Origin of the sequence: Cohnella endophytica (assembly GCF_003628305.1) — a bacterium.
GTDB lineage: Bacteria > Bacillota > Bacilli > Paenibacillales > Paenibacillaceae > Cohnella > Cohnella endophytica.
The window spans coordinates 348,655-374,585 of the sequence record NZ_RBZM01000006.1 but is presented as its reverse complement, the minus strand read 5'-3'; the positions used below and the strand labels follow the sequence as shown (position 1 = coordinate 374,585).

Genomic DNA, 25,931 nt, shown 5'->3' with positions numbered 1-25,931 from the left:
TTGGATTTTATTTGATACCGGTCATCGTCATCCCTTTAATGAAATAACGTTGCGCGAAAAGATAAACGATGAAAATCGGGATGAAGCTGACGACGTTGCCAGCCATAAGAACGTTCCATTCCGTCGACCACTTGCCCTGCAGCTTGCTAAGACCGAGCGGCAACGTCATTAATTCCTTGCTGTTAGTCGCGATGAGCGGCCACAGGAAATTGTTCCAGGAACTCATGAACGCGAAAATCGTAAGGGCGGCAAGAGTCGGTTTGACGAGCGGCAGAATAACGGTGCGGAATACTTTGTAATAGGACGCCCCGTCCATGAAGGCGGCTTCCAGCAGCTCGTTCGGAATGGTCATGATGTTCTGCCGCATCAGGAACGTCCCGTACGCGCTGAAGATTCCCGGCAATATGAGCCCGGCGTACGTATCTATCAAATTCGTCTGCGAGAATAGGATGAACAAAGGCACTAACGTCACTTGGCTCGGGATCATCATCGTCGTCAGGAAAAGAACGAACAGCACATTCCTGCCCTTGAACGGAATCTTGGCGAAGACGTAAGCGGCCATCGCGCAGATGAACAGTTGCAAGATCGTCGTGGCGATCGCGACGGCAACGCTGTTATACAAGAAACGGTATAACGGAAAATAATGCTCGATCAGTTTGAAGTTATCGAAGTTCCAATGGGACGGCAGCAACTGAGGCGGCATCTTGACCGCTTCTAGCTTCGCCTTGAAGGCGCCCGAAACCATCCATACGAACGGGAAGACGAGAATTATGGCCGTAGCGATCAAGATCAAGTGGGTCAAGGCGTTCTTGAGCATCGATCGGTTATCTGTCATAGACGACCCACCTCCGTTGAAGGCGTTGCACGATCATGGTTACCGTAAAAATAATGACGAACAGCACCCAAGATTGCGCGGCGGCAAAGCCCATTTTATTGAATTGGAAAGCGTTCTTGTACACTTGCTCGACGATCGTGCTCGTAGCTCCCGCAGGTCCGCCGTTCGTCATGATGAGCACCTGGTCGAACAATTGAAAGGAATTGATCAACGAAATCGTAATGACGAAGAACAAGGTCGGGGAAAGCATCGGAACCGTAATCCGCCATAGCTTGCTCCATGCCGACGCCCCGTCCAGGTCGGCTGCTTCATAGTAGTCCTCGGAGATATCCTGCAAGCCTGCCAGCAAAATAATGGAGACGAAACCGATATCCTTCCACAGCGTTACCGCGATAATCGCGATCAGCGCCCAATGGTCATCCTGGAGCCATATCGGCCCGTCAATCCCTACCCGCGACAACAAGTAATTCACAAGGCCGCTTTGTCCGTTCAGCAACCATCTCCATACGATCGAGACGGCGACCCACGAAGTAATCACGGGGACGAATACCGCGGCGCGGTACAACTTGATTCCCCGAATATTGCGATTAAGTAGCACGGCGAACAATGTCCCTAAGATCGTGATCGCCGGCATGTAACCGATCAGGAAATAAAATACGTTCTTTATTGAAGTGTAAGATTTCTCGTCTTTGAAAATATTCGCGTAATTGTCCCATCCGATGAACCGAATATGGGTCCATTTGGTGAGCAAGTCCCAATCGGAGAAGCTGATGACGACCGAAGAAACCATCGGCAGCAGTTGGAATGCCAAGAGCCCGAGCAGCGCGGGGGACAAAAACACGAGGACGGCGAGTCGGCGATTCCATTTGCGTTGTCCTACCATTCGCATTTTCCTTTCGCCCTACCTCTATACGAAACCTCGGCAGGGTTATAGAATAGACGGAGAAGGGACAATCGTAAGGCCATACCATTGTCCCTCCTCCGAATTCGTGCTGGATAAAGCCGATAGCGTTAGGATTAGCTGCCGAGCAGTTCCTCAACCTTTTTCTGTGCGGCGTCAAGCGCCTTCTGCGCGCTCACTCTTCCAAGCTTCGCTTTGTCCAGCTCATCGCCTACGGCGCTCTTAAGTTCGTTCCATTTTTCCGGCTTAGGACCGACCGGTGGCAACACGAGCGAATCCAACGCTTCCGACACGACTTTCTTCGAGTCCGGAGGCGTTTGTTTATAATACGCGTCCATGATCGTTTCGTCGGCCACGGCCGGTACGCTCCACCCCGCGGAGATTCGCAGGTTGACGGCGGCAGGATCGCTGGAGATGAATTTCATGAATTTCCAAGCCGCGTCCGCGTTTTTCGTATTTTTCGAGGCTACGAGACCGTCGGCGAAGAAGTGATGGGCTTTCTGCGTTTGCCCTGGTTCCAACGCGATATCCCATTTGAAAGCCGTGTCCTTGAACCCGTTGAAATTCCAGATTCCGAAACGAGCCATCGCCAGCTTTCCTTCTTTGAACGCGTTCAAGTCGGCATCCGGCTGATTAAACGTATCGTCGTTAAGCGCGGGCGATACTTTGTATTTACTTGCCTTATCGATCATCCATTGAAGCGCTTGCACGTTAGCCGGGCTGTTGACCGTCGGCTTGCCATTTGCGTCGAACATTCCGCCGCCGTTCTGGACGATCGTTTTGTAGAATTCGTAGAATTGAATCGGCGCATATGTTCCCCAAATGCCATTTTTGGCATCGGTCAATTTCTCCGCGGCTTCCAACTCTTCTTTCCAAGTCCAGGAAGCATCCGGATACTTCATTCCTTTGGCGTCGAACAAATCCTTATTATAGAAGAGCACGACATCCGAGAAACTGTGCGTAACGCCCATCTGTTTGCCGTTATAGTTAAAGGCGTCATAGGCCAGCTTCTTGTAGACTTCCGGCTTGAAGGACGAATCCGCCGCGATCGTCGGTGTCAGATCCAGCAGCAAGTCCTTCGCCGCGTACGTTCTGAAATTCTCGTATCCGACCTCGAACAGATCCGGTTCGCTTCCGCTGGCCAGCAGCGTAGTCAGTTTCGTGTCATAATCGGCGTAAGGAACGACCTCGTAATCGACCTTCACGTCCGTATTGGCGGCTTGGAACGCGTCGACGATGCCCTTGAGCGTTTCCTCTTGTCCGTTCGCCGTGTACATCATCAACTTGATCGTAACCGGATCCTTCGACGGGGAAGGCGAATCCGACGGGGACGCGGATGGCGACGTAGACGCGGATTCCGACGGCGGCGCCGAACTGCTTTCTTGATTATTGTTTTTGTTAGAACCGCATGCGCTTAAGACCATCATGGTGGCTAGCAGCAGGATTGCCCCGCTTTTCTTCAACATTCGAACCCTCTCCTTAGGAATGATGAGAAATCACTTGTTTCTGTAAAACTCTATTCCGAATTCCGAAAACAAGCCTTATGGGTGCCGCAACCACCTCCCCGATGATCCCCTGTCGTAAAATCAATGCATCGCCGCCGTTACGGCAGCTTGCGCACGGTATTGCGTTCTATGAGAGACAAGGGCATAACCATAAGGTTCTCGGAATGCTCGGCATCCGGGTTTTCTATCGCCGCCAACAAACGTTCCGCGGCCATGATTCCTTTGGCAATCGCGTCTTGCTTAATCGTGGTGAGCGGCGGCGTACACATTCGCGCGACGGAAATATCGTCGAAACCGATAACCGATATATGTTCCGGCACTTCTTTGCCTTCGTCGCGAACCCCTTGCATGACTCCCATCGCCATAAGGTCGCTCGTGGCGAACACCGCGGTAATCTCCGGATATTTCGTCGCGATGAGCCGCGCCGCTTCTTGCCCGTATTCGTAAGTGACCGAATGCTCGAACACATGATCCGGATTGTAGAACAGGCCGGCTTCCTTTAATGCCCGCTTATATCCGAGAAATCTTTTCTCCACGACTCCGTCCTTGCGAATCAATCCCGTTACGAGCGCGATATTCGTATGCCCGTTCTCGATGAAATGCCGCGTCGCCAAGTAGCCTCCCAACTCGTCGTCGATGCCTACCACGTGGAAATGACTGTCGTACACGTAGCTGTCGACGAGCACGATCGGCATCCTCACCTTCTTCAAATCCTCGTAGAAGCTCTCCTGGTAGATGCCGGTAATGATCGCCCCATCCAAGTTTCGTTGCATCGAAGTGTCCAGGTACCCTTCTCCCTTCTCGACGCCGGAGAGGATCATATGGAATCCGGATTGCCGAAGCCGGGCTTCGATGCCGCAGATCAGCTCCGAGTAGAACGGATTCTGAAGCAGCAGCTGCTTGCGGTCTTCCGTCTGGGGGATAACGACGCCGATGAGCTTCGACTTGTTATTCGCTAAGCTTCGCGCGGAGAAATCAGGGATATAGTTGAGATCTTCGACGGCTTTTCGCACTTTGGCTACCGTCTCGGACGACACCTTCCCTTCTCGTCCGTTCAATACGTAGGATACCGCGGCCGTCGAGACTCCCGCCCTCTCGGATACATCCCGAATCGTAATCCGTTTCATGTTCGTCACCTGCTTCGAGTATTCATCGCTCGCATTTAGGGTGCTGCGATGAATTTAGTTTAAGCGTTTAACCTTATGCGATGATTATATGTCGGAAATAAAGCGATTACAAGAGGTTATTTTTGTTTTTTGTAACGTTAACAGCGTTAACTTAGATTAACCGATTAACTTGATTGGAAAACGTGCGAGTATGCAAACAAACCCTCGACTGCCATCGAGGGGGCGTTCCTAGGCATTGCACCTGAAATAGGCTGGGCGCATATCCTGCATTATCAGTTGTATGCCTATGGTCGAAGGAGGAACAGAGATGCCGAAGTTAAGATCGCAGGTAGCCAAGCCGCTTATGCGCAAAGCAACGGCCGATCCGACAGCGAAGCTTTCGTCGCGTCAACCGCACGCCTCGCAAACTCAATCGAAACCCATCGCTTCCGGCAAGGGTTTGAAGAAAGATGCGCCCAAACAAGACGTCGTGCGTCTGCACCAAAACGAAGAACAGCAAGAACCCGCGGTAATCCGTCCGATTCCTTGGTGGGTATTCCCGCAAGAACGCAACTTTAAGGGCAGAATGCCCGGCGGCGGCCATGGGGGCCACGGACCGGGAAAGACTCCTCATGGACCTGGACATTCCCAGCCAGGGCATGGTCCGTTTCCTCCGGGACCGGGACATTTCCCGCCAGGTCCGGGACATTTCCCGCCTGGGCCGGGACCATTCCCGCCAGGGTTAGGGCCGTTTCCGCCAGGTCCAGGACCGTTCCCGGTACCGATTCCAGTCCCAGTCCCCATTCCGGTCCCGATTCCCGGGCCGCAGCCTTTTCCGCCTCAGCAGTCGTTTATCACCGTCCGTATTATCGGAGGAGCGGCGTTTCCGACTATCAATTTCACGAATTACATTCCCTTCTATCCGGGTATTACGATCCGTCTTGCGCTTGTATCGACAGGGGTCGTCGGCTTCGGGCCAGACGGATACATCAGTAGCGTAGCCGGTATCCCCATCGGCGGACAAACGGTTGCGCAACTTCGTTATAACGGCCGAGTTATCCCGCAAACGTTGCTCGACGCACCCGCGGATCCCGGAAGCTTCGTCAGCTTGGAGCTGATTCTAACCTCAGGAGGCGCGATCCCCATCCCCCTCTAGATCGCCCCCGTTCTCTTCCACTTCCTGTTCCACCTTGCGGCGGAACAGGAAGGGAATGGCTAGGGCGACCGCGAACACACAGCCCGCGATCGCGATATCTTGCCAGCTTCCTTCGCTCAAGCTCGAGCCAAGGAAATTATAAGCGAACGTACCCGGCAGCGTGCCGATGATCGTCGCCGGGAGAAAAGCCTTGAGTCGCACCCGCGCCACGCCGGCGGCATAACTCACCAAGTCGAACGGAACGAACGGAGCGATTCGCAGCATAAGAACCATAATGAACCCGCGACGTTGCATCGCTCTTTCGATTTTCCCCAATCTGGGATCCTCTTTCCCCCGGAAGAAACCGGCTCCGATTTTCCTCGCGAACAAGAAGGACAGAACCGCTCCGGTCACCGCCCCGACCAACGTATACGCCATGCCGAACCACGTTCCGAACGCTAGTCCTCCCGCCATCGATAAGACCGACGCCGGAAACAAGACGAACGGCCTCACGATATATATTCCGATATACAGCGAAGGCGCCATCCATCCGAACGACAACACCCATTGGCGTATCGATTCCGGGTTTGCTTTAATATACGTAAAGTCAATCCATAGCAATAAGGCTACGATCGCGGCTGCCGCCGAAATTTTCAACAACGTTGCACGACGCAAGCGAACATGCCCCTTCCTCTAATTGCCCCAAATGCTCTCATTATCGGACACTAGCGAGTAGAATATAACGATGCGTCCGAAGAACGGCAACTTTTTCAAATATCCGGTGTTATTGTAAAATTACTGCTTCTCTCTCCCTGCTATTTCGACTACACTGATAGAGAGTCTTACGACCTTCACATGAATCCCAACGTCGAAATTAGGTGAATCTTTCCATGCAAGCTAATTTGCTTCTTCTGCTCGGCTCCGGTTTCCATAAATTAAACCAATCGCTGCAGGAAGAGATTTACCGCGAGTTTTATCATTATTTGTACAAGCCTATCAACTTCATGATCAATGATCATTCCTCTACGGAAGATATTATACAAGAAACGTTCATGATCGCGCTTGGAAAGTGTCCCGTCGTCGAGAACGAGGAACATATGAAAGCCTGGATCAAGGTCGTCGCCAAAAACCTTACGATCAACCAGATACGCAAAAGCAGCAAATCCCGCAAAGACATCAGCTTCGATCTCGCTTGGGACGGAGGAAAGATCACCCATGCGGTTGCGGCGTCCGTCGAACAGGAAGTGGAAGCCCGATCGCTGGAGGAGCAAATCTCGCGGCATCTTTCGGGAATGAAGCCGGAGCAGCGGGAACTCATCGAACTCAAATGGAAAAAAGGATTGTCCTATAAGGAAATCGCGCACGAGATTCAGGATACCGAGGTCGCGGTTAAACACAAACTGCATAGAGCTCGGATTTTCCTGAAGAAAAAACTGCACATGGATTGGGGGAAACGGGATGAGTAACGGGAAATTCGACCGTCTGTTCGACGCTTCTTTCGATGCCGCTTTCGAAAACGCCGTCGAGCAACCTCAAGATCAAACCATTGTCGATCACCGCCCATCCTGGCAGAAAGTCCGGCATCGGATCGCCAAACAACGCTCGAGGACGAGAATGATTTCGAGGCTGTCTAAGCTAGCCATCGTAGCCGCTTCCATCCTCGTCGGCGCCGCGATATTCGGCAACGTCCGGGCGGTTAGAGCAATCGAGCCCATGTACGCCACCCTCATGGAATACCCTTCGGGCATCATGGGTTTCATTTTCGGCCGAGACGAAGACAAGGATGAGTCCAATGCCAAAACCCTTCCTCCCCCGGATTATTTCGAAGGTCTTGACGTCGAGCAGGTCGGGGACGCGGTCGTTGCCAAGGTCACGAGAGAGCAAGCAAGCAAACTGCTTTCATTTCGGGCGCCCACGTTTAACTACATCCCGGAAGGCGTCTCCTTCAAGGATGTCACGATCGATTTCTTCAATAAACGGGATAGAGCCGATCAAGTCCGATACAACTTCGAGAACAAACAAGGCGTCGTTATGTACTTTCAATTGATCAACGCCAAGTATTTTCCAAGCTTCGGATATAGTGGCGCCTCAGAAGGCGTTACGGTAAAGTCGATTAAATTAAGCAATGCTACCGGCATTTTGACGACATCGGGAAATCGGACTTACCTGGAGGTGTTCGTCGACGGAGTCGGCATCTCCATGAGTTGTCCCTTTCCGAGCGAAGAGGTCATACGGATCTACGAGAATATGTTCAAATAATCGAACAAGCGCGACGAAGCCGCCCGATTCTATCGGGCGGCTTCGTCGCATCCGTGAACGACTTTCTACTCATCGGGTCGTAAACCGCAAATGAAAGGGGATTTCCATTCGTTTGTCATGGAAGTTGGCGATCCTGCCCGTAACGATGATCTCGATCGTATTATTGGGGCCTAGTCTTTCCTCTTCCTCCTTCAAGTAAATGAACAACGTTTTGGATTCCGAATCGTAACGAAACAAAAAGCGTTCCGATATCAGACGGCCTCGCTGATTCCCGTCGAGCACGAGAATATTTCTGGCGTTCAGCGTATTGCGGTTAATATCCTCATGAAAAGTAATCGAGACGAGCGTATCTTCGGGAACGTCCGTCGCGTTCGGTTGCGGATGGGTTTCCTTGATCCAGTCCGTCCAGCCCCCCATTACGAAGCCAATACCGAATTACTGAATCGCTCGCCTTCTTCGTAGGTTCCGTTTTTGATAATCCAATGAACCGTTCGCGATCTGTAATAACTCCCTGCAGCGACGGAATAGCTTTGATTAGAACTAAAGCTGCTTTGCTGGGTAGCGCTTTTCATCGTGCCCGAGCTAATCGTCTCCCACACGGATCCGTTCCACTTCTGCAAATAAAACGTAACCCCGATCGTATCAACCGTCTGCAACGCGCTAGTGCTGGCAACGACGTTAATGGAACCTGCGGAAGCCGTTGCCACGGCGTTACCGTTATCCAAATATAAATGGCCCGGGTTAAAAACGCTGTTCGTTACCAACGGAGGCGCCGCGGTTAAAGCGAATTGCCCTGAAGCAATCGAATAGAGTCCCGCCGGTTGATCGTCCGAAGCGCGAGCTACTCCCCCCGCAAGCCCGAACGTCGATGAAACGGCCAACAGGACAGCCATCAAACATAACTTTCTGATACCCAGATAACTTCTGCCCATATGCGATCAACCTTCCTATTCTCGTAGTTGTACAACCTATACACACCTGGGAGATGAAATGGTTGCAACAAATTTCGACATTATTTTGGATTATTTTAAGCAAAATCAGTGATTAGTTCTTTCCCTCGAAAAGATGCGAAAAAGCCGTTCCGTAAGTTCACGGAACGGCTTTCTTAGGATAGGCCTTACTAGCGAGACGTTTCGTCCTTTAATGCCTTCAAGCGCTTCATGACATCGTTCGCTCCGCGGCCGAAATAATCGTGAAGTTCGCCGTATTCGCGATAAAGCTTGTCGTAGATCGCCACGTTCTCCGGAATCGGCTTGAACGTTTCCTCGCGCACTCTCGCCATCGCTTTGGCCGCGTCCACGACGCTGTCGTAACCGCCTTTGGCGCTGCCCGCGGCAACCGCTCCGAACATCGCCGCGCCTACGGCCGGCGTCTGCTTGGAATCCGCGATCTTGATCTCCCGGTTCGTAACGTCCGCATAAATCTGCATGAGCAGACGGTTGCGCTGCGGCAATCCGCCGCAGGCATAGACTTCGTCGACGGGCACTCCGTTATGATGGAATGCGTCGATGATCTTGCGCGTACCGAATGCCGTCGATTCGAGAAGCGTGCGGTACACTTCCTCCGGCTTCGTTAATAGGCTAAAGCCCACGATAACGCCGGTAAGATTCGTATCGACGAGAACCGATCGGTTTCCGTTCCACCAATCCAGCGCCAGCAGTCCCGTTTCGCCCGGCCGATAAGCCGAAGCTCGTTCCGTGAGCCACTGATGCACGCCGACGCCTTCCTTGCCGGCCGCTTCTTTCACGTAAGCAGGCACCGCCTCCTCGACGAACCATTCGAAAATGTCCCCGACAGCGGACTGACCGGCTTCGTAACCTAAGTATCCCGGGATGATCCCGTCCTCGACGACTCCGCACATGCCTTCGACTTCCACTTCTTCCGTTCCCAGCAACATGTGGCAGATGGACGTCCCCATCGCCATGACGAGCTTACCTGGCGTAACGACTCCGACCGCCGGCACGGCGGCATGCGCGTCGACGTTCCCGACGGCGATCGCGGTACCCGCGTTTAAGCCCGTCAGCTTCGCCATCTCTTCCGTCAGTTCTCCGGCTTTGGTGCCTAGAGGAACGATATCTCCGCGTAGCTTCGTCTCCGTCAAGTTCTCTAGACGAGGGTCGAGCGCCTTGAAAAAATCACTGCTCGGATAGCCTTCCCGCTTATGCCAGATCGATTTATAACCGGCCGTGCAGCTATTGCGCACGAAATTACCGGTTAGCTGCGAGATGACCCAGTCCGTCGCCTCCGTAAACAGATCGCTTGCATCGTATACATCGGGCGCTTCGTTCGCGATTTGCCACACCTTGGCGATCATCCACTCCGAAGAAATCTTGCCGCCGTAACGGGGAAGGAATTTCTCGCCCCGCTGGGCCGCCATCGCATTTAACCGATCCGCCTCGTCCTGGGCGGCATGATGCTTCCACAGCTTCACCCATCCGTGCGGATTGTCCGACCATTCCGGCTTGAAGCAAAGCGGGGTGCCCCGTTCATCGACGGGCAGCATCGTGCAAGCCGTAAAATCGATCCCCAAACCGATGACGTCCGCCGGCGACACCCCCGACTGCGCGAGCACGGCCGGAATCGAACGCCGAAGCACTTCGATGTAGTCTCCGGGATGCTGAAGCGCCCAATCATGTTCAAGCTGCTTGCCGGACGTCGGAAGCGTCTCGTCGATGACGCCGTGAGGATACGGAGTGACGTGGTCGGCTACTTCATGTCCGTTGGTTAAATCTACGAGAACCGCTCGGCCGGATTGCGTACCGTAATCGACGCCGATTGCGTATTTGTGGCTCATGGCAAGTTAACTCCTTTTAATAGGGATTAAGATGAGTGCCGCGAATCTCCAGGTTGACCATAGTAGGCATTCGCACCGTGCTTGCGCAAATAGTGCTTATCAAGGAGCGTTTGATTCATCGGCGCCACTCCGGCATTTAATTGCCGGGTGTGGTAAGCCATCTTCGCCACTTCTTCGAGAACGACGGCGTTATGAAGCGCGTCCATCGCATCCTTGCCCCAAGCGAATGGCGCATGGCTGTTCACGAGCACGCCCGGTACGCGATTCGGGTCGATGCCTTGGAAAGTCTCTACGATTACGTTACCGGTTTCCGCTTCGTACGCGCCTTTGATTTCCGCGTTCGTCATTTGCCTCGTGCAAGGAATCGCCCCATAGAAATAATCGGCTTGCGTCGTTCCGAGCGCGGGAATGCTTTGTCCGGCTTGGGACCATATCGTACCCCACGGGGAATGCGTGTGGACGATGCCGCCTATGTTCTCGAATGCGCGATAGAGCACGAGATGAGTCGGAGTATCCGAGGAAGGCCGCATATCGCCTTCGACTACCCTGCCTTCCAAGTCGACGACGACCATTTGCTCCGGAAGCAGCTCTTCGTAAGGTACGCCGCTCGGCTTAATGACCATCAACCCGGACTCCCGATCGAATCCGCTAACGTTCCCCCAAGTGAAAGTCACCAGTCCGTATTTCGGCAACTCCGCATTGGCTTGGCACACGGTTTCCTTTAGTTGTTCTAACAAGTAGAAACACTTCCTCCCGTTAGATATTTCGCCGCTTCGGCTTGCTTGGCAGCCTATCTCACAGTCCATATTATATACTTGTACGTACATGTATGTCGATAGGAGATTAGCGAATCTCCAAAGTAGACTGGCGAACGATCAGCTTGGGAGCGAAGAGCAATTCCTTCGGAGGGGGCGCCTCTCCTCTCTCCAGTTGCGCGATCAACAGATTGGCGGCACGTTTGCCGATTTCCGATTTCGGATGCTCGATCGTCGTTAATTTGATTTCGGTCGCCGTAGCCAGGAACGAATCGTCGTATCCGATCACGGATAGATCCTCCGGGATTCTGAGCCCCAGCTCCCTGACCGTATCCAGCAGCGATACCGCGAGTTGGTCATTATAGCAGACGATCGCCGTCGGCCGTTGTTCGGACTGCAGCAGCTCCCGAAGCATCCGTTGCGGCCGCTCCTCTTTGTCCTCGGTCGAATATCGTACGATCATGCTTCCGTCGGGCTGGATTTGATGCTCGCGACAAGCCCGCATGAAGCCTTTCATCCGCCTAACCCCTTGCAGATCGTCCGTCTTGAAGAAACCGGCGATCCGGCGATGTCCCAGCTCGAGCACGTGATTCGCGGCCATGTGGCCTCCCGCATCGTCGTCGACCCGGACGCTAGGGCATTCGAGATCCGGATAAGACTCGTTAATCATCAGCATAGGAATGCCGTGATCCTCGATAGCCATGTAATTATCGAAGTTGGGGTTGCCCTCGGCGCTCTTCGTAGGCTCCACGATCAAGGCGCATACCGAGTGGCTCAGCATCATTTCCAAGCACTCGCGCTCCCGATCCTTCCGTTGATCCGTGCTCGAGAGCAGCAGCCGATAGCCTTGTTCCTTGAGCGCGGCTTCTACGCCGCGGACGATGGACGGGAAAATATAATCCGATATCGAGGTCGTAATAATGCCCACCGTACGGTTGCCCATGGCGTTTCTCCGCTCGGGAGATTGACGGCTGACGAAGGTGCCTTTGCCCTGTTCGCGGGCAAGCCAACCTTCCTGCACCAGCTCTCCGATCGACTGGCGAACCGTTTGCCGGCTAAGCGAGAATTGGTCGGCGAGCTCGTTCTCCGACGGAAGCTTGTCCCCCGGGCGATACCGTCCTCCCGCGATCCAAGACAATATTTCTTCTTTAAGTTGCAAATATTTCGGCGATTGTGAATTCATTGCGGACTCCTCCGACTGGAACGATTACGGCCTATAGAATAAGGATATTATAGCATATGTCGAACTTGTACGTACCATCCGCCTCTAAGGAAAGACAAGTTGTACGCTTACCCCGCGCTTCGTTGGGAATGCCCAACTTTTACGAGTTATGATATAGTTTAGGTATCTGTAAATGGAGGTTTTCCCGATGCCAAGCCAAATGATCTATACGACGGAACACATCGACATCAGCGCCGACAGCGATAAGAAACACGTGCATATCGAACTCTCTACGAGCGGATATCGCCCGAAATACGTTTCCCTGTTCATCGATGACCGACAAGAGCTGGATCGGATAATTGAAGCTTTGCAGCAAGCCAAGAACGCTTTGGAATAACTTCGCCGATCATTTATCAAGGAGGAATTACCCGTTGGTCGACATTACGTTTAAGTACAGCGAGTATATGATCAAAGCCCTGCGCGGGTTTCATTACAACTCGCTCCGCTTCTGGCTCTCGAACGGCATCGGATTAGCCGTCGTGTTGCTGGAGATCGTCGCCTACTCGATCACTTCCAACACTACGTTGCTGTGGATCGCCTTGGCCGTTTTAGCCATTCTCGCGTTTTCTTACGCGACCGCGTTATATTTGCAACCAATGAGATTCGCGAACGACCCCAGGTATAACAAATTGTTTACCTTGTCGATCGGGGACGAAGACATTCGTTTAAGCTCCGAAGACGTGTCATCCGAATCGAACTGGAGCCAAATCACGAAAGTATGGGCGACCAAGCAATTTTACTACCTCTTTCTGGACAAGCGTCAATTCTGGATCGTCCCGAGAGATCGGTTCGCGGACTCCGCGCAAGAGGAGCAATTCAAACAAATCGTTAGCCGCCACCAGACGATCCGACAAGGACTCATGCGGTAAACAGCGGGACATCAATCACAACGCCATAATCGCAAAACCCGGAGCTCTTCGGTGCCCCGGGTTTATTTACGTCGACTAGAATGTTATTTACATCAGTTTGTCGAATGAGCAACGGTTAAGCCTCACCCCGTAAAAGATGTAAATACGCAGGAATCGTTCGAATTTCGGGCGATGGTTAGGAGAATCCTGCAAATGCGCAGGAATTCATAGACGATATGTTAATTTTGTCCTCACCCGAGTCGAATAGATGCACATTTGCAGGAATATTGAGTTTTTCGAAGAGAAGAGGGCATAATTCCTGCACATTTGCAGGCCCCCTTCACTCCCACCATCAGCGTGCCAAAAGTTTTCTATTTGATCAAGTTCAGTAATTCGCAATCCAATCGTAACTAATGATTAACATCGTATTAGCAGGCATTAGCTGCAAAAATGAGCATGATACGATATATAACATAGTACCGCTACCCGAATCAGGGGCAAATCACCACAATTTCAACCTCATATGATGAAAGTCATCGTAACAGCAGCTTTTTTCATCAAAACTACGAGTCATGCGATGATAAACATCTTAAGATCTTTAATCGCGTTCTAACCGCTCGATAATCTGCTCCAAAGTTTGCTCCTTCAGATTGCTTAGCTTCAAATCCGCCAGCCCGAAATCCATGCCGGACGTCATCGGATTAGGTACAGCGACTCCGTATAATCCCGCGGCTTTGGCGGCGCGCAATCCGTTCACGGAGTCTTCGATCGCCACCGCTTCGTGAGGTCGAACGCCTAGAGCTTCTACTGCCAATCGATAGAGGGCCGGGTCCGGCTTCACGTTTTCCACGTCGTCCGAGGATCGAATCGCTTGGAAATACGAGCGGATGCCTTGACTCTCGAGGTGTCGTTCGATCCACGCCCGGTCAGAGCTGGATGCGAGACCGATCGCCAGACCGAGCCGGCGAGCTTCTTCCAAACGTTCCAGCACCCCCGGAAGCAACTTAATACCGGCCACCTTCGCGGAATGCGTTTCTTCGAACCGCTGTTTCGTCGAATGGCGATCCATCGGCTTGCCCGTCAATCTTTCCAATTCCGCATAAAAATCGAACGTGCCGATCGTGCCGATGTTTGCCGCCCATGCTTCCGAATTCAATTGTTGTCCATGCTCCGCGTAAATCTCGCAGAACGCGTCGTAAGCGCAAGATTCCGTATCCATGAGCGTTCCGTCAAAATCGAAAATAACCGCTTTTATCGCCATATGCCATCTCTCCCTCTCTATGTATGCTCCCATTGTACATGAAAAAAGAGTCCGTTCACACGGACTCTCGGCTTACACGACCAATCTAAGCATTAGATTCAATCGAACCATCCTTTTTTCTTAAACCAGCCGTACATTCCGAATCCAAGAGCCGCCATGATCCCGATTACGATATAATATCCCGAATTCCATCCCAATTCGGGCATGTTCACGAAATTCATCCCGTACACGCCGGCGATAAACGTCAGCGGCATGAAGATCGTCGTCATTACGGTTAAAGTCTTCATAATGGAGTTCATGCGGTTAGACCGCAAGGAATTATAGCTATCCCTGAGATCCGCCGTCATCTCGCGATTGGATTCGATCATCTCCGTCAGCTTAAGTAAATGATCGTAGATATCCGTAAAATACACATGCTGTTCTTTAACGCCGGCGATTTTGTCCGAATTAATGACCCGATACAACAAATCCCTCATCGGGATAATCGTTCTTCTGATCCGCAGCAAATCCGCTCGAATATCGTAAACCTGCTCCGTCAAAGCTTGGATATCCGCCTCCGATTTGTTTTCACCCTTGGCCTCCAGATCGTTCAATTGATCCTCGATCGTATACAAGGCGGGAAAATAATTGTCGACCAGCTTATCCACGATCGCATAGGCCGCGAAGTTGTGGTCCTTGCCTTTGCGTATAGCGGGATCCAGCATTCTTCGCCACGCTTCCTCGACTTCCTGGGAAGGCGCCAGATGAAAGGTCACGATTCCCCTAGGTCCGAGGAAGAAGTCGATCTCTTCAGCGGCCAACGAGTCGGGGTGAAGGGCGTGCAGTACGAAAAAATGCGTATCGTCGTAATGATCCACTTTAGGACGTTGAAGGAAATGCAAGCAGTCCTCGATGGCAAGCGGGTGGAAATGAAAGTAGCTGTCGAGCAACTGAATTTCCTCGTCCGTAGGGCAATCGAAATCGACCCAGAACCATTTGATGGCGTCGTCCATCAAACGATTCAGGGGAATGTTTTCAAGTAGCTCTTGATCCTCGGTTACCGCCAAAATGCGCAACATGCGTTTCACCTCTTTCGTCCATTATGCTCTCTATGGATTGATGTTGACAACTATCTCAGCTTCGTGAAGCGCATTGACGATTAAGGCTAACATCGCTAAACTTAAACTAAATCTAAATTAAAGGGTGAGCGCGATGAGAAAAGCCGGGGCCATGACCGTGCAACGAAAAACGATCTATGATCTGCTCGCCTCCGCCAACGATCACCCGACGGCTTCCGATCTCATCGAGAAGCTGAAGGCCGACGGTCATCAATTCGCGTACGCTACGGTCTATAATACATTAAAATATTTGACGGACGAAGGCTTGATCCACGAGTTGAAGTTCGAAGGCGGCGCTTGCCGCTACGATGCCCGGACGGACGACCATCAGCATGTCGTCTGTACCCTCTGCGGCAAAGTCGAAGAAACGTTCGTTCCCCCGCCTTCGGAGTGGCGTCAATCGATCGCCGAGCAGACCGGTTATCGGATCTCGGAAGAGCATATCGTGTTCAAAGGAGTGTGCGAGTCATGTTGCAAAGCGATTTAATAACGGCGTCGGAAGCGGATCAACAAGATTTCTGCGCAATCACGAGCCGCATTCTGATCGTAAGTCCGCGACCGGCTTCGTTGCGATCGTTGGTTGCGGAATTAGCGCTTAGATGCTACGACGTTCTGCTCCTGCACCATGCGGACGATCCTTTGCTCAACATGGTTCAAGGCCACATCATCGTCGTCGACCGGACGGTGGAATTGCCGCCGACGATGACGGCCGCTTTGCCAGCGAACGGTTCTTCTCCCGTGTTGGCCCTCGTATCGGATCTCGATGCGCACGTACCCGAAGGGGAGGAACGCGTGTTATGGCCCGGTCCGATCGAAGAAATCTATGCCGTCATCGAACGCCTTGCCGTCAAAACTTCCTTGGACACGACGACCGAAGAGAAAACCGGTCTCGTATTCAAAGAACTCCGCATCGACCCGGAACGCATGACCGTTACCCTTGGCGGAGACAAAGTCGAGCTTACGAAAACGGAGTACGATCTGCTCAGATCCATTATGGCGGGCAAAGGAAAAGTGATGACCCGTCAGTCGCTCATGAACGAAGTTTGGGGCGAATCGTATTTCGGAGGCAGCAACGCGGTCGACGTGCACATCCGCAGTTTGCGCAGCAAGCTCCGGGATGATCCGAAGACTCCTCGCTACATCGCCACGGTTCGCGGTGTCGGCTATCGCTTAGCCGACGAATAACCGGACAATTTCCCTCCATGTCCGTATGGTTTGCCGGATGTTTACGCAAAGTAAGCTTATCCGCTAACCGGAGGGAGGTGATCTTGTGACGGGTCGCAACAGTAAACCGGACAATACCGGCCCGGCCGGCAATCCCGATCGGCTAGACCAATTCGGAAGTCGGCTGGCTTCGGACAACGAAGACGAATTCCGAGAAGCGGCTGAACAAGCTTGCGAGATCGCGGACGAACCGGATCATTAGGGAAAACGAAGAGCCGCATTGCCGGCGGTCGCGACGTGACCGAGGAGCAATGCGGCTTTTCGTGGATTATAGAAAACGATCGGGCGAATTAAACGTGAACCGGAGTATGGACTTCTTCCAGGTACCGTTCGCAGTCGAGCGCGGCCATGCATCCGGTTCCCGCGGCGCTGATCGCTTGGCGGTACTTGTTATCCTGTACGTCGCCGCAAGCGAAGATGCCGGGAACGTTCGTCTCCGTCGTACCCGGCGTAACGAGTAAATAGCCGGTTTCGTCGGTATCCAGCTGTCCGTCAAGGAAACGCGTATTCGGCGTATGGCCGATGGCGACGAACAATCCGTCCGTGGCGATCGTCTCTTCCAGCCCCGTCTCGTTGTTCAGCACTTTGAGTCCGGTTACGCCGAGCGGTCCGCTAACGACTTCAAGCGGCGTACGGTTCAGGTTCCAACTGATTTTCGGATTGGAGCGGGCGCGATCCTGCATGATTTTCGACGCGCGAAGCTCGTTCCGGCGATTCACCAAAACGACCTCGGAAGCGAATTTCGTCAGGAAATGCGCTTCTTCCATCGCCGAATCCCCGCCGCCGACGACGATGATTTTTTTGTTGCGGAAGAAAAAGCCGTCGCAAGTCGCGCAAGTGCTTACGCCGCGTCCTACGTTGTCGCGTTCTCCCGGAATTCCGAGATATTTCGCCGAAGCGCCCGTAGAGATGATGAGCGTCTCCGCGGTCAGTTCGCCCTTGCCTTCCACCGTAAGCGTAAACGGTCGCTTGGAAGTGTCTACTTTATTGACCCAGCCGGTGAGGAATTCGGCTCCGAACCGTTCGGCTTGTTTGCGCATGTTCGCCATGAGATCGGGTCCCATGATTCCGTCGGGGAATCCGGGGAAGTTCTCCACTTCGGTCGTCGTTGTCAGTTGCCCGCCAGGCTCCGGCCCTTCGATGACGAGAGGGTTCAGGTTGGCGCGAGCCAAATAAATCGCGGCGGTCAAGCCCGCCGGTCCAGTTCCGATAATGATCGTTTTACGCATCGTTATGCACTTCCTTCTATAGGTATCCGAGTATAAAAAAATCATACCTTATGCAAGCCGAAGCTGCATGAAGGTATGATGAACGTTAGATGAAGGTTTCATGAAGATCGAACGACCGGGTGACGATAGCGAAACTACGGACGGACGATCGTCCCGTCGGCTTTGCGGTCGAGCGGATAAGGCCGATGATAGGCAAAGCGATCCCAGCCTTCGTCGATCAGTCCTGCGGCCAGAACCTCGTCGATATCGATGCCTAAGCCCGGCTTATCGTTAACGTAGAGATAACCGCCCCTGCGCTCGATGATTCCCGGGAACGCCTCTCGCTCCTGCGGCCGGAAATGGTTGATCTCTTGAATGCCGAAGTTCCATATCGCCATGTCCAGATGCACCGCCGCCGCTTGGTTAACGGGATCGTTCTCCCCGCCTTCTTGCCAGGCTGTTCTCACCCCGAACGCCTCGCACAAAGCGGCGATCTTACGGCAGGCGCTAATGCCTCCCGCCTTGGATACTCGAACGCGAATGAAATCGATCAGCCGTTCCTTCGCGAGCTCTGTCCATTCCTGCGGATTAACGAACAGCTCGCCGACCGCTTGAGGAGTCGCGCTCTGCTGCCGAAGCTGGTGATACCAGCCGATATGTTCGGGCGGCAGAACATCCTCCAGGTAGAACAGGCCATAAGGCTCCAACCGTTTGGCCAATTGAATGGCGATGATCGGCGACAAATGCTCATGGACGTCGTGCGTGAATTGAACCTCAGGACCGAACGTCAACCGGAGCTGTTCGAACATGCGCGGAATCGAATGCAAGTACGCATGCTCGTCGAACACCGCATCCTTCTTCCAAGCGTTATCCGGCAAGCGGGCTTCCTTGCCCGTAAGAAAGCCTCCGCCGCCGTAGCCGCCAAGCTGGCATCGTACGACCGTGTAGCCTTCCTCGACGAACCGGTGGACATCCTCTTTCAGTTCGACGATATCCCTCCCGCCGGCGTGGCCGTAACAGGCAACCGCAGAGCGGCTTGCGCCGCCAAGCAACTGATAAACCGGAAGGCCGGCCTCCTTGCCCTTGATGTCCCACAGCGCCATGTCGATGCCGCCGATCGCCGTCTGCAAAATCGCCCCGTTACGCCAATATCCGCTTAGATTCATCGTATTCCACAAGTCCTCGATATTCGCCGCGTCCCGGCCGATGATAACCGGCGCAAGCAACTGTTCGATCACCTGGATGACCGCTTCCGGAGCGTACATATCGGATGCCGATCCGATTCCGTACAAACCGTCTTGGTCGGTCGATACCTTCACGATCGTCCAACTGCCGTCACGCCTCGTCCGGATGCATTTGATTCCCGTTATTTTCGCCATTCGCTTCTGCTCCTTGCCCATCGTTAGTTTACTTTTTCGGTACGATCGCTTTCAGTTGCGCGAGAAGGCCGTTCTTCACGACGTTGTCGATCCACGCGTTCAAGTAATTCTTGGCCGTATCGATCGAAGTAATCGTTCTGAGCTTCACCGCGTCCAGAACCGCTTTAACCGCTGACTTCGCTTGAATCTGCGCGAAGTCGCCGCCCAACAATTGAAGCGCTCCGTATCTCGTCGCGTCCTTCGTGCTGCCGATGCCTTCGTTGTATTCGAGCAAGCCTTTCCTGCCCGCTCCGTCGTTCTCGTTCACGAGCAACGTGAACCCGATCGGATCGTTCGGATTAAACGCGCTACCCGCTCCTAGCAGCGATGCGATCGGAATCGCGATCTGATACGTCGTCAGTTTCTTGTTCTCGTTGCGAACGATCGACACTTGCGCTCCGTTGATCGTTCCGGTCGCCAAACCCGTAGGCGCGCGCCATCTCCAGTTCGACACAGTGCCATCGTTGCCGAGCGCAAAACCCATTTCGCTGACGTTCGCGCTTGCCGAGCCGTTTTTCCGGGACATGTCGATACCGATCTGAATACTGTCTCCCTGCCAAATATCCCCATTCTTCCAGCTCTGCGCGTGCACGTCGTCTTTGACTTCCACCGAGAAGTATAATTTCTGGGTGTCCCATTTCACGCTAGCCTGTGCGCTCAGGTCGTTCGTGCCTCCCCATGCTCCGCCTACGCTCGCATATTGCTCGATCGAATTCAGGAGGATCGGCGGAACGTCCGGGTTCTTCGCTTTCTGGGGAGCCGCGAACGACTGGCCGATCCTGAAGAGGAAAGAGTACGATTTGCCGTCGTCCAGCGTTACCTTGTATCCGATCAAGTCGCTCGCCATGTAAGGCAGGTTGATCGTCAGCGTTTGACCGGTAGCGACTCCTTCGAATCGAACCGGCTCCATCTTGGTTTTGTAGGCGACCGGATACGTTAGCTCGAGCTTGCCTTTGATCGGCTGGGCGATCGACAAGTTCTTCAGAGTTAACGAAATGTTCGTGTTCTCCGGGTGACTTACGTCATACGGAGCTACATTCGCGTCCAGCGAGATCGGTACGACGTTCGTGCCCCTCACTTTCGCGGGCGCTTGGTTGTTCATCTTCAAGCCGCCGTTGAACAGATTGTTCGAAACGATCATTCGCTGAATGTTCGGCCCGGCATACGCATGGGTAGTCTGGCCTTGCTGGAAGTAGGAGTCGAACAACGTAATATCGCCTTCGAGCGCGTTGACGCCAATCTGTCCGACAACCGTGAGATTGCTCTGCTGGATACGGACTTTGCCTGCGTAGATATCGAACGACCGGGAAGGATCGCCCCACATCGAGCTGTTATGGAAAGTCGCTTTCGAATCGAACTGATCGCCGACGGTCACGTACGCTTTATCCGTCGTGCTCATGGACACGAGTTCCGTGTTGACGAAAGCCAAACCTGCCGGGCCGGCTCCTTCCACGTAGACGCCTTTCTTGCTGCCGTCCGTTCCGTGGCCGATGATCGCCGCTTCGGGACCTTGCCCGCTCTCCTTGACGAAATGGATTCCGTAGAGAGAACCGTAGACGAACGTATTGAAGATCGTCTCGCCCTTCACGTTGCCGATTCGGAAGGCATCCAGATTTTCTTTCTGGTAATCCCATACCTTATTGAAATCTTCGCCCGAAGCCGGTCGATTCGGATAAGAGCTTCTCGCCGCGTAATGCGGGTTGAACTGAACGTTGCGCATGAAGCCTCCCGTTGCACCGCCTCCGAGATAGATACCTTCCTTAAGCGGGGAACCCGCGACGTAATCGATATAGTGTCCGCTCGTATCGTACGTGCCGAAGTCGATGCCGAGATACGAATCGACGAGCGTCGTATCGATCGCATATACGCCGTGCCCGCGTCCTTGGATCGTCCAGGCGTACGGCTTGATCGCGTTCCAGTTCTGCCGGTCGTAATACACCGACAAACCGCGAACGCCTGCCGTCGCTTCCAAGGAAATGAACGGCGTCGCATTCGGATTCCCTTCGCCGTGATTCGTGAAAATGACGGTCCCGCCCCCGACCGTATGATGCGGCACGTCCCACGAACCTCTCAGCTCGACGCCGGAAGGAACGATAATCGGCTCGTCGATGCGGTATATCCCCGCTGGCAGATAGACGGTTCCGCCTCCCGCGGCCCCTGCGTCGAGCAACGCCAGCTTCACCGCCCCGGCGGCGGACGACGCCCCCGTGCGGTCTGCGGCGTAAGGAGCCGAAGTGACGTCGAACAACTGAGTGCTTGCCGGTTTCGGCCTCTCCGCCACGTCCATTCCTCCGATCGCCGGAAGAGGTTCGAGCACGTAATCGTTGTCCGTATCGACTTTGACTTGGGCACCGACGCTATCGTTCTTTAGGTTTAAGACGCCTTGATAGCCTGAATTCACCGAAGTGACGGCCTTTACTCCGCCGAGCAGATGCACTTGGTTGCCCGATTGCGAGAATACCGTATGCCCCAAAATAAGCGAACCCGCTCCGGCCGATATTCCGTAGCCTCCGTTAGGGGCATCCCAGCTTCCGATCGTGCTGTTCTCGAAGCTCAGCACGCCGGTCCCTTCGTTCAAGACGGCGTTGCGAGGACTTCCCCCGATCGTTACGTTGTTGAATTGAACGATCGAATGGAAACCCGCCGTCGCGTAGACCGCCGTCGGATTGTCCCCCACGCTAGCCTTGAAGCTGCTGTTTGTAACGAGCAAGCCGTAATCGTTGACGCCTTCGATCTTCAGGGCGACGTTGCTCTTGTCGATATGGACGCCATAGAATTGCGCGTTGGCCGTCTCGAGCGAACCCGTTCGGGTCGTCACCCGCATCCCCGTCTTGAAACCGGAGAGGTATACGTCGGACATGTACTCCCAATCCGAACGCCCCATCACGACGCCTTCCGCGCGGGTCGTCGTATAGCCGAACAGCTCCGCTTGCGCTGGAGCGCCCGCCAAGCCCGACAACGCCCAATAATCCGGACTTAGGCGAACGTTCTCCAGTCTTCCGATATCGGTCGTGTAATCGAGGAAAATCCCCGTATTCAACGCGGTACCGTACACGTTCTTCAGATAATGCAGTTCGTTCCAAGCCGGTCCGATTTTGACTCCGTTATACGAATTGACGAGCGTCACGTTCGCGACGGTTGCGCTGTCGCCCGAGAGCTGTTCGATCGTCCACGGATAAGCCGTCGGATCGCTCAGCGATTGCTCCGGATACCAGACAGACAAGTTCGTCACTCCGCTGGCTTGCTGCAATTGAATGAAACTCGTCTCGTCGGGATTGCCGCGTCCGAAGTAGGCTTGCAGGATCGTTCCTTCAACGGCCCCCCCCGTTCCGGGATTACGCCAATCGCCGCGTAGCGTAACGCCGGTCGGAACGGTTATCGTTCCGGTAATCTTGTAACGTCCGGAAGGGACGAACACGACCCCGCCGCCGTTATTGGCTGCCGCGTCCAACGTTTCCTGGAGGGCTTGTGTATCGTCCGTTATTCCGTCGCCGACAACGCCGAATTCCGCGGCGTTATAATCCGCGATCGCGATGTCGTCCGTAGGGTAGTTCGTCGCGATGACTTTCGTCGCTCTTGTCATGTTCACCTTCGCTTTCTTCTTGACCGTAACCGAGGCCAAGCGTAGATCCGGATTATCTCCCGGCGACCCAGCCCCTTCGACGGCGATCCGAAAGTCCCCGCCGTTCGTTCGGTTCGCGAACTTCGCGTCGGATAACTTAAACGTATGGGATTTCCATAGCCCCGTATTCTTGTAAGTGAATAACGAGGAATCTTTGAACGGCGCCGACTCCGCGTCGTATTGCAGCGCGAAACTTCCGCTTCCTTGGTCGTAATATTCGACGGTGACGTACACGTCCTTATCCGAGTTATCGTACAAATATCCGTCGTCAACGTTCATGTACAAATAGGAAGTTCCTTGAGCCCGATTGGTAAGCCAATAAGTTTTGCCGCCCAGGGTGCCCGTTTGCAGGCCGTTTCCGTTATCGCCCGCGCGCGGCGAGATGCCCCGCTCGACCGGAACGGCGCCTAAAGTCACGCTCACTTGCTCGGGGGGAACAGGCTTCGGCGTCTTCGTAACGATGATCGACGAGACTTTCAGATCCTCGTTCGTAGCGGCGCTCGCTCCGCCGCCTTCGATTCCGAGCCGGAAATCCGCGCCTCCCGTACGGTTGGCGAACTTGGCGTCGCTTAAGAAAAACGTGTACGTCTTCCAAGCGTTGTCGGCCGTGTATGTGTAGAGAGGAGCGTCTTTAAACGGAGCGGATTCCGCGTCGTATTGGAGCACCATTTTGCCGTTGCCGGCATCGTAATATTCCACGGTCACTTGCACGTTCTGATCGACGTTGTCGTACAGGTACGCATCGTCCACGTTCATGTAGAAGTAGACCGTCCCGGTCGTCTTGTCCGTTTCCCAATACGATTTGCCGTCCAATGTTCCCGTGCGGAGTCCGTCCGGATTGTCTCCCGCCCTTGCTTGAATGCCGTTCTCCGCCGGAACGTCGCCTAGCGTAATGCTGACGGAGCTTGCTTCGGCATTGGCTGGGGCCGGAGCCCCGCTTAATCCCGAAACGATCAACAAAACGGCCATCAAGATCATGGCAAGACGTTTGGCCAGCCCTCCGCCGCCTTGCGGCGAGGACTTCGGCATCAATAACTCGTACATGATATTCCTCCTTTATATCGTTGAGAATGAGTGCGGCAGCGAGGTGAAGAAGCCGACCTAATTCAAGTTAGGCCGGCTTCTGCGAAGTTGTTATTTCTTGCTTGCGAGATAGGCGTCGACTTGCTTTTGGGCTTCGGCCATGATTTTATCGAGCCCGTTTTTCTTTTGCTTCTCGATATAATCCTTCACGGAACCGTCCACGTTCTTGACGACGCCGAACTCGATCGGCTTGCCGAATTCTTCGTAGGCTTGATCGCGCTTCGCGACCTCGTTCTTGATGTTGTCTTCCGCGATGAACAAACCGTCTACCGGAGAGTTGACGTTCACCGGCAAGCTTGCGAACTCGGCTTCCTTCACCCAGAAGTCTTTCGGATACGTCTGGTTAGGACGCATGAATTGCGGCTTCCAGAACGCCCATTGGCCGCCCCACTCCATGTAGTTGCTCGTCGTGAAGTCCATTCCGTCCGGATACTCGGCCACGTCCCCGTTCAACTTGTACGTTTTGCCTTCGATTCCGTATTGAACGAGATCGTAGAGCACCTGATCCGTCTCCATCATGTCCAGGAAACGAAGCACGCGATCCGCATGCTGGGAGTTGCGGTTGATGGCGAGCACGTTGGCGAGCGCCGTCCGGTTCACGAATTTCTTATCCGGATAGAGGAACGCCATCTGATGCTTGAACGACGGATCCGAGAAGCCCGGATCGGCGAATGCCCATTCGTGCGAGGTCATCGTAAACAGCGTTTTCCCGTTTCTCCATTGAGACGCGCCGTCTTCCTTGTCGATCATCGCATCGCGGTTCAGGATTCCGTCGTCGTACCATTGTTTCGTCTTTTTCGAGGCCTCCAGGTAGAACGGCTGCTGTTCGACCGGTTGAACTTTTACTTCCGGATCGTTCAAGTAGAACCCCATCTTATGGAAGCCCAGATCCACCCACTCTTCGCGAGTCTCATACATCGCTTGGGATGGCGTCCGCGACAGCTTCTCATTCGGATACGCCTTCTTTAGGTCGTGCAGCAAAGCATCGACGTCTTCGATCGTCTTAATCGCGTCCGGCGCGCGAGAGATGCCCGCCTTCTCCGCCAAGTCCGAGCGCCAGCCGACGAAGTAGCGCTGGTTCATCTTCATCGTCCATGGCAATCCGACGATTTGGCCGTTTATCGTTGCCGCCTGCAACGTTCCTTGGTCCTGATATTTCTTGAACAGGTTAGGAGCGTATTTCGGCAACAGGTCGTTCAAGGCCATATAGGAACCTTTTGCAGCCATCTGCTTATAAGAGAGCCAATCTCCATCGAAGTTCAGATCCCATTTATCCCCCGAAGCGGCCATTACGAGCATCTTGTCCTTGAAGTCGCCGAAAGGAATGAAATTGACGTCGAACTTGACGTTTAAGCCTTTACCCTTCAAATACTCGCTGACTTTGCCCCACACTTCGTCCGTTGCCGATTTTTTGTCTCCGCCGAAGTAAAATTTCAGCGTCACTTCTTCTTCCTCTTTCGGCGTTTCCGCGGACGCGGATTCCGAAGGCTTGACGCTGGCAGGCGATGATTCCTTACTTGGTTCGACCGCGTTGTTGCCGTTGTTGCCTTTGCTGCATGCTGCCAGGGCTAGACATAGAAGTAGAATGCACATAAGGATAGCCGGCAGTCTCGCTCGCCTCTTAAACATGGAACCCTCTCCCCTAGACTTGTTATATA

General features: G+C 53.7%; 24 protein-coding genes. 8 read left to right on the top strand and 16 right to left on the bottom strand.

The annotated features are described in order from the left end of the window. Window positions 1-7 precede the first annotated feature (7 nt). From D7Z26_RS15375 to D7Z26_RS15360, 4 genes are all read right to left on the bottom strand, one after another. Entirely contained in the window at window positions 8-835 is an 828-nt protein-coding gene (locus tag D7Z26_RS15375) for a carbohydrate ABC transporter permease (RefSeq protein ID WP_120977854.1), read from the bottom strand. Beyond that, window positions 825-1,724, bottom strand: coding sequence for a carbohydrate ABC transporter permease (locus D7Z26_RS15370; RefSeq protein ID WP_233566940.1), 900 nt, complete (start codon window positions 1,722-1,724; stop codon window positions 825-827). The genes D7Z26_RS15375 and D7Z26_RS15370 overlap by 11 nt, the downstream gene beginning before the upstream one ends. A 128-nt stretch (window positions 1,725-1,852) precedes the next feature. Beyond that, window positions 1,853-3,202 (bottom strand): ABC transporter substrate-binding protein, encoded by a 1,350-nt coding sequence (locus tag D7Z26_RS15365; protein WP_120977852.1) that lies wholly within the window; start codon window positions 3,200-3,202, stop codon window positions 1,853-1,855. 137 nt (window positions 3,203-3,339) lie between these two features. Then, window positions 3,340-4,368, bottom strand: a complete 1,029-nt coding sequence (locus D7Z26_RS15360) for a LacI family DNA-binding transcriptional regulator (protein ID WP_120977851.1) — start codon at window positions 4,366-4,368, stop codon at window positions 3,340-3,342. A 307-nt stretch (window positions 4,369-4,675) separates the two neighbouring features. Between D7Z26_RS15360 and D7Z26_RS27500 the strand changes: the two genes are divergently transcribed. Then, a complete protein-coding gene (locus D7Z26_RS27500) occupies window positions 4,676-5,503 on the top strand; it encodes a hypothetical protein (RefSeq protein WP_199731718.1) in 828 nt (275 codons plus the stop codon). Here D7Z26_RS27500 and D7Z26_RS15350 read toward each other — a convergent pair. After that, complete coding sequence (locus tag D7Z26_RS15350; RefSeq protein ID WP_120977850.1) at window positions 5,474-6,157, bottom strand: TVP38/TMEM64 family protein; 684 nt, start codon at window positions 6,155-6,157, stop codon at window positions 5,474-5,476. The genes D7Z26_RS27500 and D7Z26_RS15350 overlap by 30 nt on opposite strands. Before the next feature lie 215 nt (window positions 6,158-6,372). Here D7Z26_RS15350 and D7Z26_RS15345 point away from each other — a divergent pair, with 215 nt between their 5' ends. Continuing rightward, window positions 6,373-6,948, top strand: a complete 576-nt coding sequence (locus D7Z26_RS15345; protein ID WP_120977849.1) for an RNA polymerase sigma factor — start codon at window positions 6,373-6,375, stop codon at window positions 6,946-6,948. Continuing rightward, entirely contained in the window at window positions 6,941-7,741 is an 801-nt protein-coding gene (locus D7Z26_RS15340; protein WP_120977848.1) for a DUF4367 domain-containing protein, read from the top strand. Before D7Z26_RS15345 ends, D7Z26_RS15340 begins: the two co-directional genes overlap by 8 nt. Before the next feature lie 69 nt (window positions 7,742-7,810). Here the strand turns inward: D7Z26_RS15340 and D7Z26_RS15335 are convergent, their stop codons facing one another. The 5 genes from D7Z26_RS15335 to D7Z26_RS15315 form a co-directional block, all read right to left on the bottom strand. Beyond that, entirely contained in the window at window positions 7,811-8,158 is a 348-nt protein-coding gene (locus D7Z26_RS15335) for an Ig-like domain-containing protein (RefSeq protein ID WP_120977847.1), read from the bottom strand. Continuing rightward, window positions 8,158-8,673 carry a hypothetical protein gene (locus tag D7Z26_RS15330; RefSeq protein ID WP_120977846.1) on the bottom strand — a complete coding sequence of 172 codons (516 nt, stop codon included), beginning with the start codon at window positions 8,671-8,673 and terminating at the stop codon, window positions 8,158-8,160. Before D7Z26_RS15330 ends, D7Z26_RS15335 begins: the two co-directional genes overlap by 1 nt. Before the next feature lie 188 nt (window positions 8,674-8,861). Continuing rightward, a complete protein-coding gene (locus tag D7Z26_RS15325) occupies window positions 8,862-10,535 on the bottom strand; it encodes a ribulokinase (RefSeq protein WP_120977845.1) in 1,674 nt (557 codons plus the stop codon). A gap of 26 nt (window positions 10,536-10,561) precedes the next feature. Continuing rightward, window positions 10,562-11,272 carry an L-ribulose-5-phosphate 4-epimerase gene (gene araD, locus D7Z26_RS15320; protein WP_120977844.1) on the bottom strand — a complete coding sequence of 237 codons (711 nt, stop codon included), beginning with the start codon at window positions 11,270-11,272 and terminating at the stop codon, window positions 10,562-10,564. A gap of 106 nt (window positions 11,273-11,378) precedes the next feature. Continuing rightward, on the bottom strand, window positions 11,379-12,473 hold the full coding sequence (locus D7Z26_RS15315; RefSeq protein WP_120977843.1) for a GntR family transcriptional regulator: 1,095 nt from the start codon (window positions 12,471-12,473) through the stop codon (window positions 11,379-11,381). 187 nt (window positions 12,474-12,660) lie between these two features. Between D7Z26_RS15315 and D7Z26_RS15310 the strand changes: the two genes are divergently transcribed. Further along, entirely contained in the window at window positions 12,661-12,849 is a 189-nt protein-coding gene (locus D7Z26_RS15310) for a hypothetical protein (RefSeq protein WP_120977842.1), read from the top strand. A gap of 34 nt (window positions 12,850-12,883) precedes the next feature. After that, the gene (locus tag D7Z26_RS15305; protein ID WP_120977841.1) at window positions 12,884-13,381 is read left to right on the top strand and encodes a YcxB family protein; all 498 of its coding nucleotides are present in this window, start codon (window positions 12,884-12,886) and stop codon (window positions 13,379-13,381) included. Between the two features lie 577 nt (window positions 13,382-13,958). Here D7Z26_RS15305 and D7Z26_RS15300 read toward each other — a convergent pair. Next, a complete protein-coding gene (locus D7Z26_RS15300; protein ID WP_120977840.1) occupies window positions 13,959-14,621 on the bottom strand; it encodes an HAD family hydrolase in 663 nt (220 codons plus the stop codon). 98 nt (window positions 14,622-14,719) lie between these two features. Next, entirely contained in the window at window positions 14,720-15,679 is a 960-nt protein-coding gene (gene corA / locus D7Z26_RS15295; protein WP_120977839.1) for a magnesium/cobalt transporter CorA, read from the bottom strand. A 133-nt stretch (window positions 15,680-15,812) separates the two neighbouring features. On the opposite strand from corA, the gene D7Z26_RS15290 reads away from it, so the two are divergent. From D7Z26_RS15290 to D7Z26_RS27495, 3 genes are all read left to right on the top strand, one after another. Continuing rightward, window positions 15,813-16,205, top strand: a complete 393-nt coding sequence (locus tag D7Z26_RS15290) for a Fur family transcriptional regulator (RefSeq protein WP_120977838.1) — start codon at window positions 15,813-15,815, stop codon at window positions 16,203-16,205. Further along, window positions 16,187-16,903, top strand: coding sequence for a winged helix-turn-helix transcriptional regulator (locus tag D7Z26_RS15285; RefSeq protein ID WP_120977837.1), 717 nt, complete (start codon window positions 16,187-16,189; stop codon window positions 16,901-16,903). Before D7Z26_RS15290 ends, D7Z26_RS15285 begins: the two co-directional genes overlap by 19 nt. Window positions 16,904-16,988: 85 nt before the next feature. Further along, the gene (locus tag D7Z26_RS27495) at window positions 16,989-17,144 is read left to right on the top strand and encodes a hypothetical protein (protein ID WP_199731716.1); all 156 of its coding nucleotides are present in this window, start codon (window positions 16,989-16,991) and stop codon (window positions 17,142-17,144) included. 88 nt (window positions 17,145-17,232) lie between these two features. Here D7Z26_RS27495 and trxB read toward each other — a convergent pair whose 3' ends face one another. From trxB to D7Z26_RS15265, 4 genes are all read right to left on the bottom strand, one after another. Then, a complete protein-coding gene (gene trxB / locus D7Z26_RS15280) occupies window positions 17,233-18,171 on the bottom strand; it encodes a thioredoxin-disulfide reductase (RefSeq protein ID WP_120977836.1) in 939 nt (312 codons plus the stop codon). Between the two features lie 134 nt (window positions 18,172-18,305). Beyond that, the gene (locus D7Z26_RS15275; protein WP_120977835.1) at window positions 18,306-19,529 is read right to left on the bottom strand and encodes an enolase C-terminal domain-like protein; all 1,224 of its coding nucleotides are present in this window, start codon (window positions 19,527-19,529) and stop codon (window positions 18,306-18,308) included. 28 nt (window positions 19,530-19,557) lie between these two features. After that, window positions 19,558-24,234, bottom strand: coding sequence for a glycosyl hydrolase family 28-related protein (locus D7Z26_RS15270; protein WP_233566938.1), 4,677 nt, complete (start codon window positions 24,232-24,234; stop codon window positions 19,558-19,560). 90 nt (window positions 24,235-24,324) lie between these two features. After that, on the bottom strand, window positions 24,325-25,902 hold the full coding sequence (locus tag D7Z26_RS15265; RefSeq protein ID WP_120977834.1) for an extracellular solute-binding protein: 1,578 nt from the start codon (window positions 25,900-25,902) through the stop codon (window positions 24,325-24,327). Window positions 25,903-25,931 lie beyond the last annotated feature (29 nt).

What these genes read in the sequence shown, in the direction of transcription:
- D7Z26_RS15375 (WP_120977854.1), bottom strand. Translation starts at nt 835, where the DNA reads ATGACAGATAACCGATCGATGCTCAAGAACGCCTTGACCCACTTGATC.
- D7Z26_RS15370 (WP_233566940.1), bottom strand. Translation starts at nt 1,724, where the DNA reads ATGCGAATGGTAGGACAACGCAAATGGAATCGCCGACTCGCCGTCCTC.
- D7Z26_RS15365 (WP_120977852.1), bottom strand. Translation starts at nt 3,202, where the DNA reads ATGTTGAAGAAAAGCGGGGCAATCCTGCTGCTAGCCACCATGATGGTC.
- D7Z26_RS15360 (WP_120977851.1), bottom strand. Translation starts at nt 4,368, where the DNA reads ATGAAACGGATTACGATTCGGGATGTATCCGAGAGGGCGGGAGTCTCG.
- D7Z26_RS27500 (WP_199731718.1), top strand. Translation starts at nt 4,676, where the DNA reads ATGCCGAAGTTAAGATCGCAGGTAGCCAAGCCGCTTATGCGCAAAGCA.
- D7Z26_RS15345 (WP_120977849.1), top strand. Translation starts at nt 6,373, where the DNA reads ATGCAAGCTAATTTGCTTCTTCTGCTCGGCTCCGGTTTCCATAAATTA.
- D7Z26_RS15340 (WP_120977848.1), top strand. Translation starts at nt 6,941, where the DNA reads ATGAGTAACGGGAAATTCGACCGTCTGTTCGACGCTTCTTTCGATGCC.
- D7Z26_RS15335 (WP_120977847.1), bottom strand. Translation starts at nt 8,158, where the DNA reads ATGGGGGGCTGGACGGACTGGATCAAGGAAACCCATCCGCAACCGAAC.
- D7Z26_RS15330 (WP_120977846.1), bottom strand. Translation starts at nt 8,673, where the DNA reads ATGGGCAGAAGTTATCTGGGTATCAGAAAGTTATGTTTGATGGCTGTC.
- D7Z26_RS15325 (WP_120977845.1), bottom strand. Translation starts at nt 10,535, where the DNA reads ATGAGCCACAAATACGCAATCGGCGTCGATTACGGTACGCAATCCGGC.
- D7Z26_RS15315 (WP_120977843.1), bottom strand. Translation starts at nt 12,473, where the DNA reads ATGAATTCACAATCGCCGAAATATTTGCAACTTAAAGAAGAAATATTG.
- D7Z26_RS15310 (WP_120977842.1), top strand. Translation starts at nt 12,661, where the DNA reads ATGCCAAGCCAAATGATCTATACGACGGAACACATCGACATCAGCGCC.
- D7Z26_RS15300 (WP_120977840.1), bottom strand. Translation starts at nt 14,621, where the DNA reads ATGGCGATAAAAGCGGTTATTTTCGATTTTGACGGAACGCTCATGGAT.
- corA (WP_120977839.1), bottom strand. Translation starts at nt 15,679, where the DNA reads ATGTTGCGCATTTTGGCGGTAACCGAGGATCAAGAGCTACTTGAAAAC.
- D7Z26_RS15290 (WP_120977838.1), top strand. Translation starts at nt 15,813, where the DNA reads ATGAGAAAAGCCGGGGCCATGACCGTGCAACGAAAAACGATCTATGAT.
- D7Z26_RS15285 (WP_120977837.1), top strand. Translation starts at nt 16,187, where the DNA reads ATGTTGCAAAGCGATTTAATAACGGCGTCGGAAGCGGATCAACAAGAT.
- trxB (WP_120977836.1), bottom strand. Translation starts at nt 18,171, where the DNA reads ATGCGTAAAACGATCATTATCGGAACTGGACCGGCGGGCTTGACCGCC.
- D7Z26_RS15275 (WP_120977835.1), bottom strand. Translation starts at nt 19,529, where the DNA reads ATGGCGAAAATAACGGGAATCAAATGCATCCGGACGAGGCGTGACGGC.
- D7Z26_RS15270 (WP_233566938.1), bottom strand. Translation starts at nt 24,234, where the DNA reads ATGTACGAGTTATTGATGCCGAAGTCCTCGCCGCAAGGCGGCGGAGGG.
- D7Z26_RS15265 (WP_120977834.1), bottom strand. Translation starts at nt 25,902, where the DNA reads ATGTTTAAGAGGCGAGCGAGACTGCCGGCTATCCTTATGTGCATTCTA.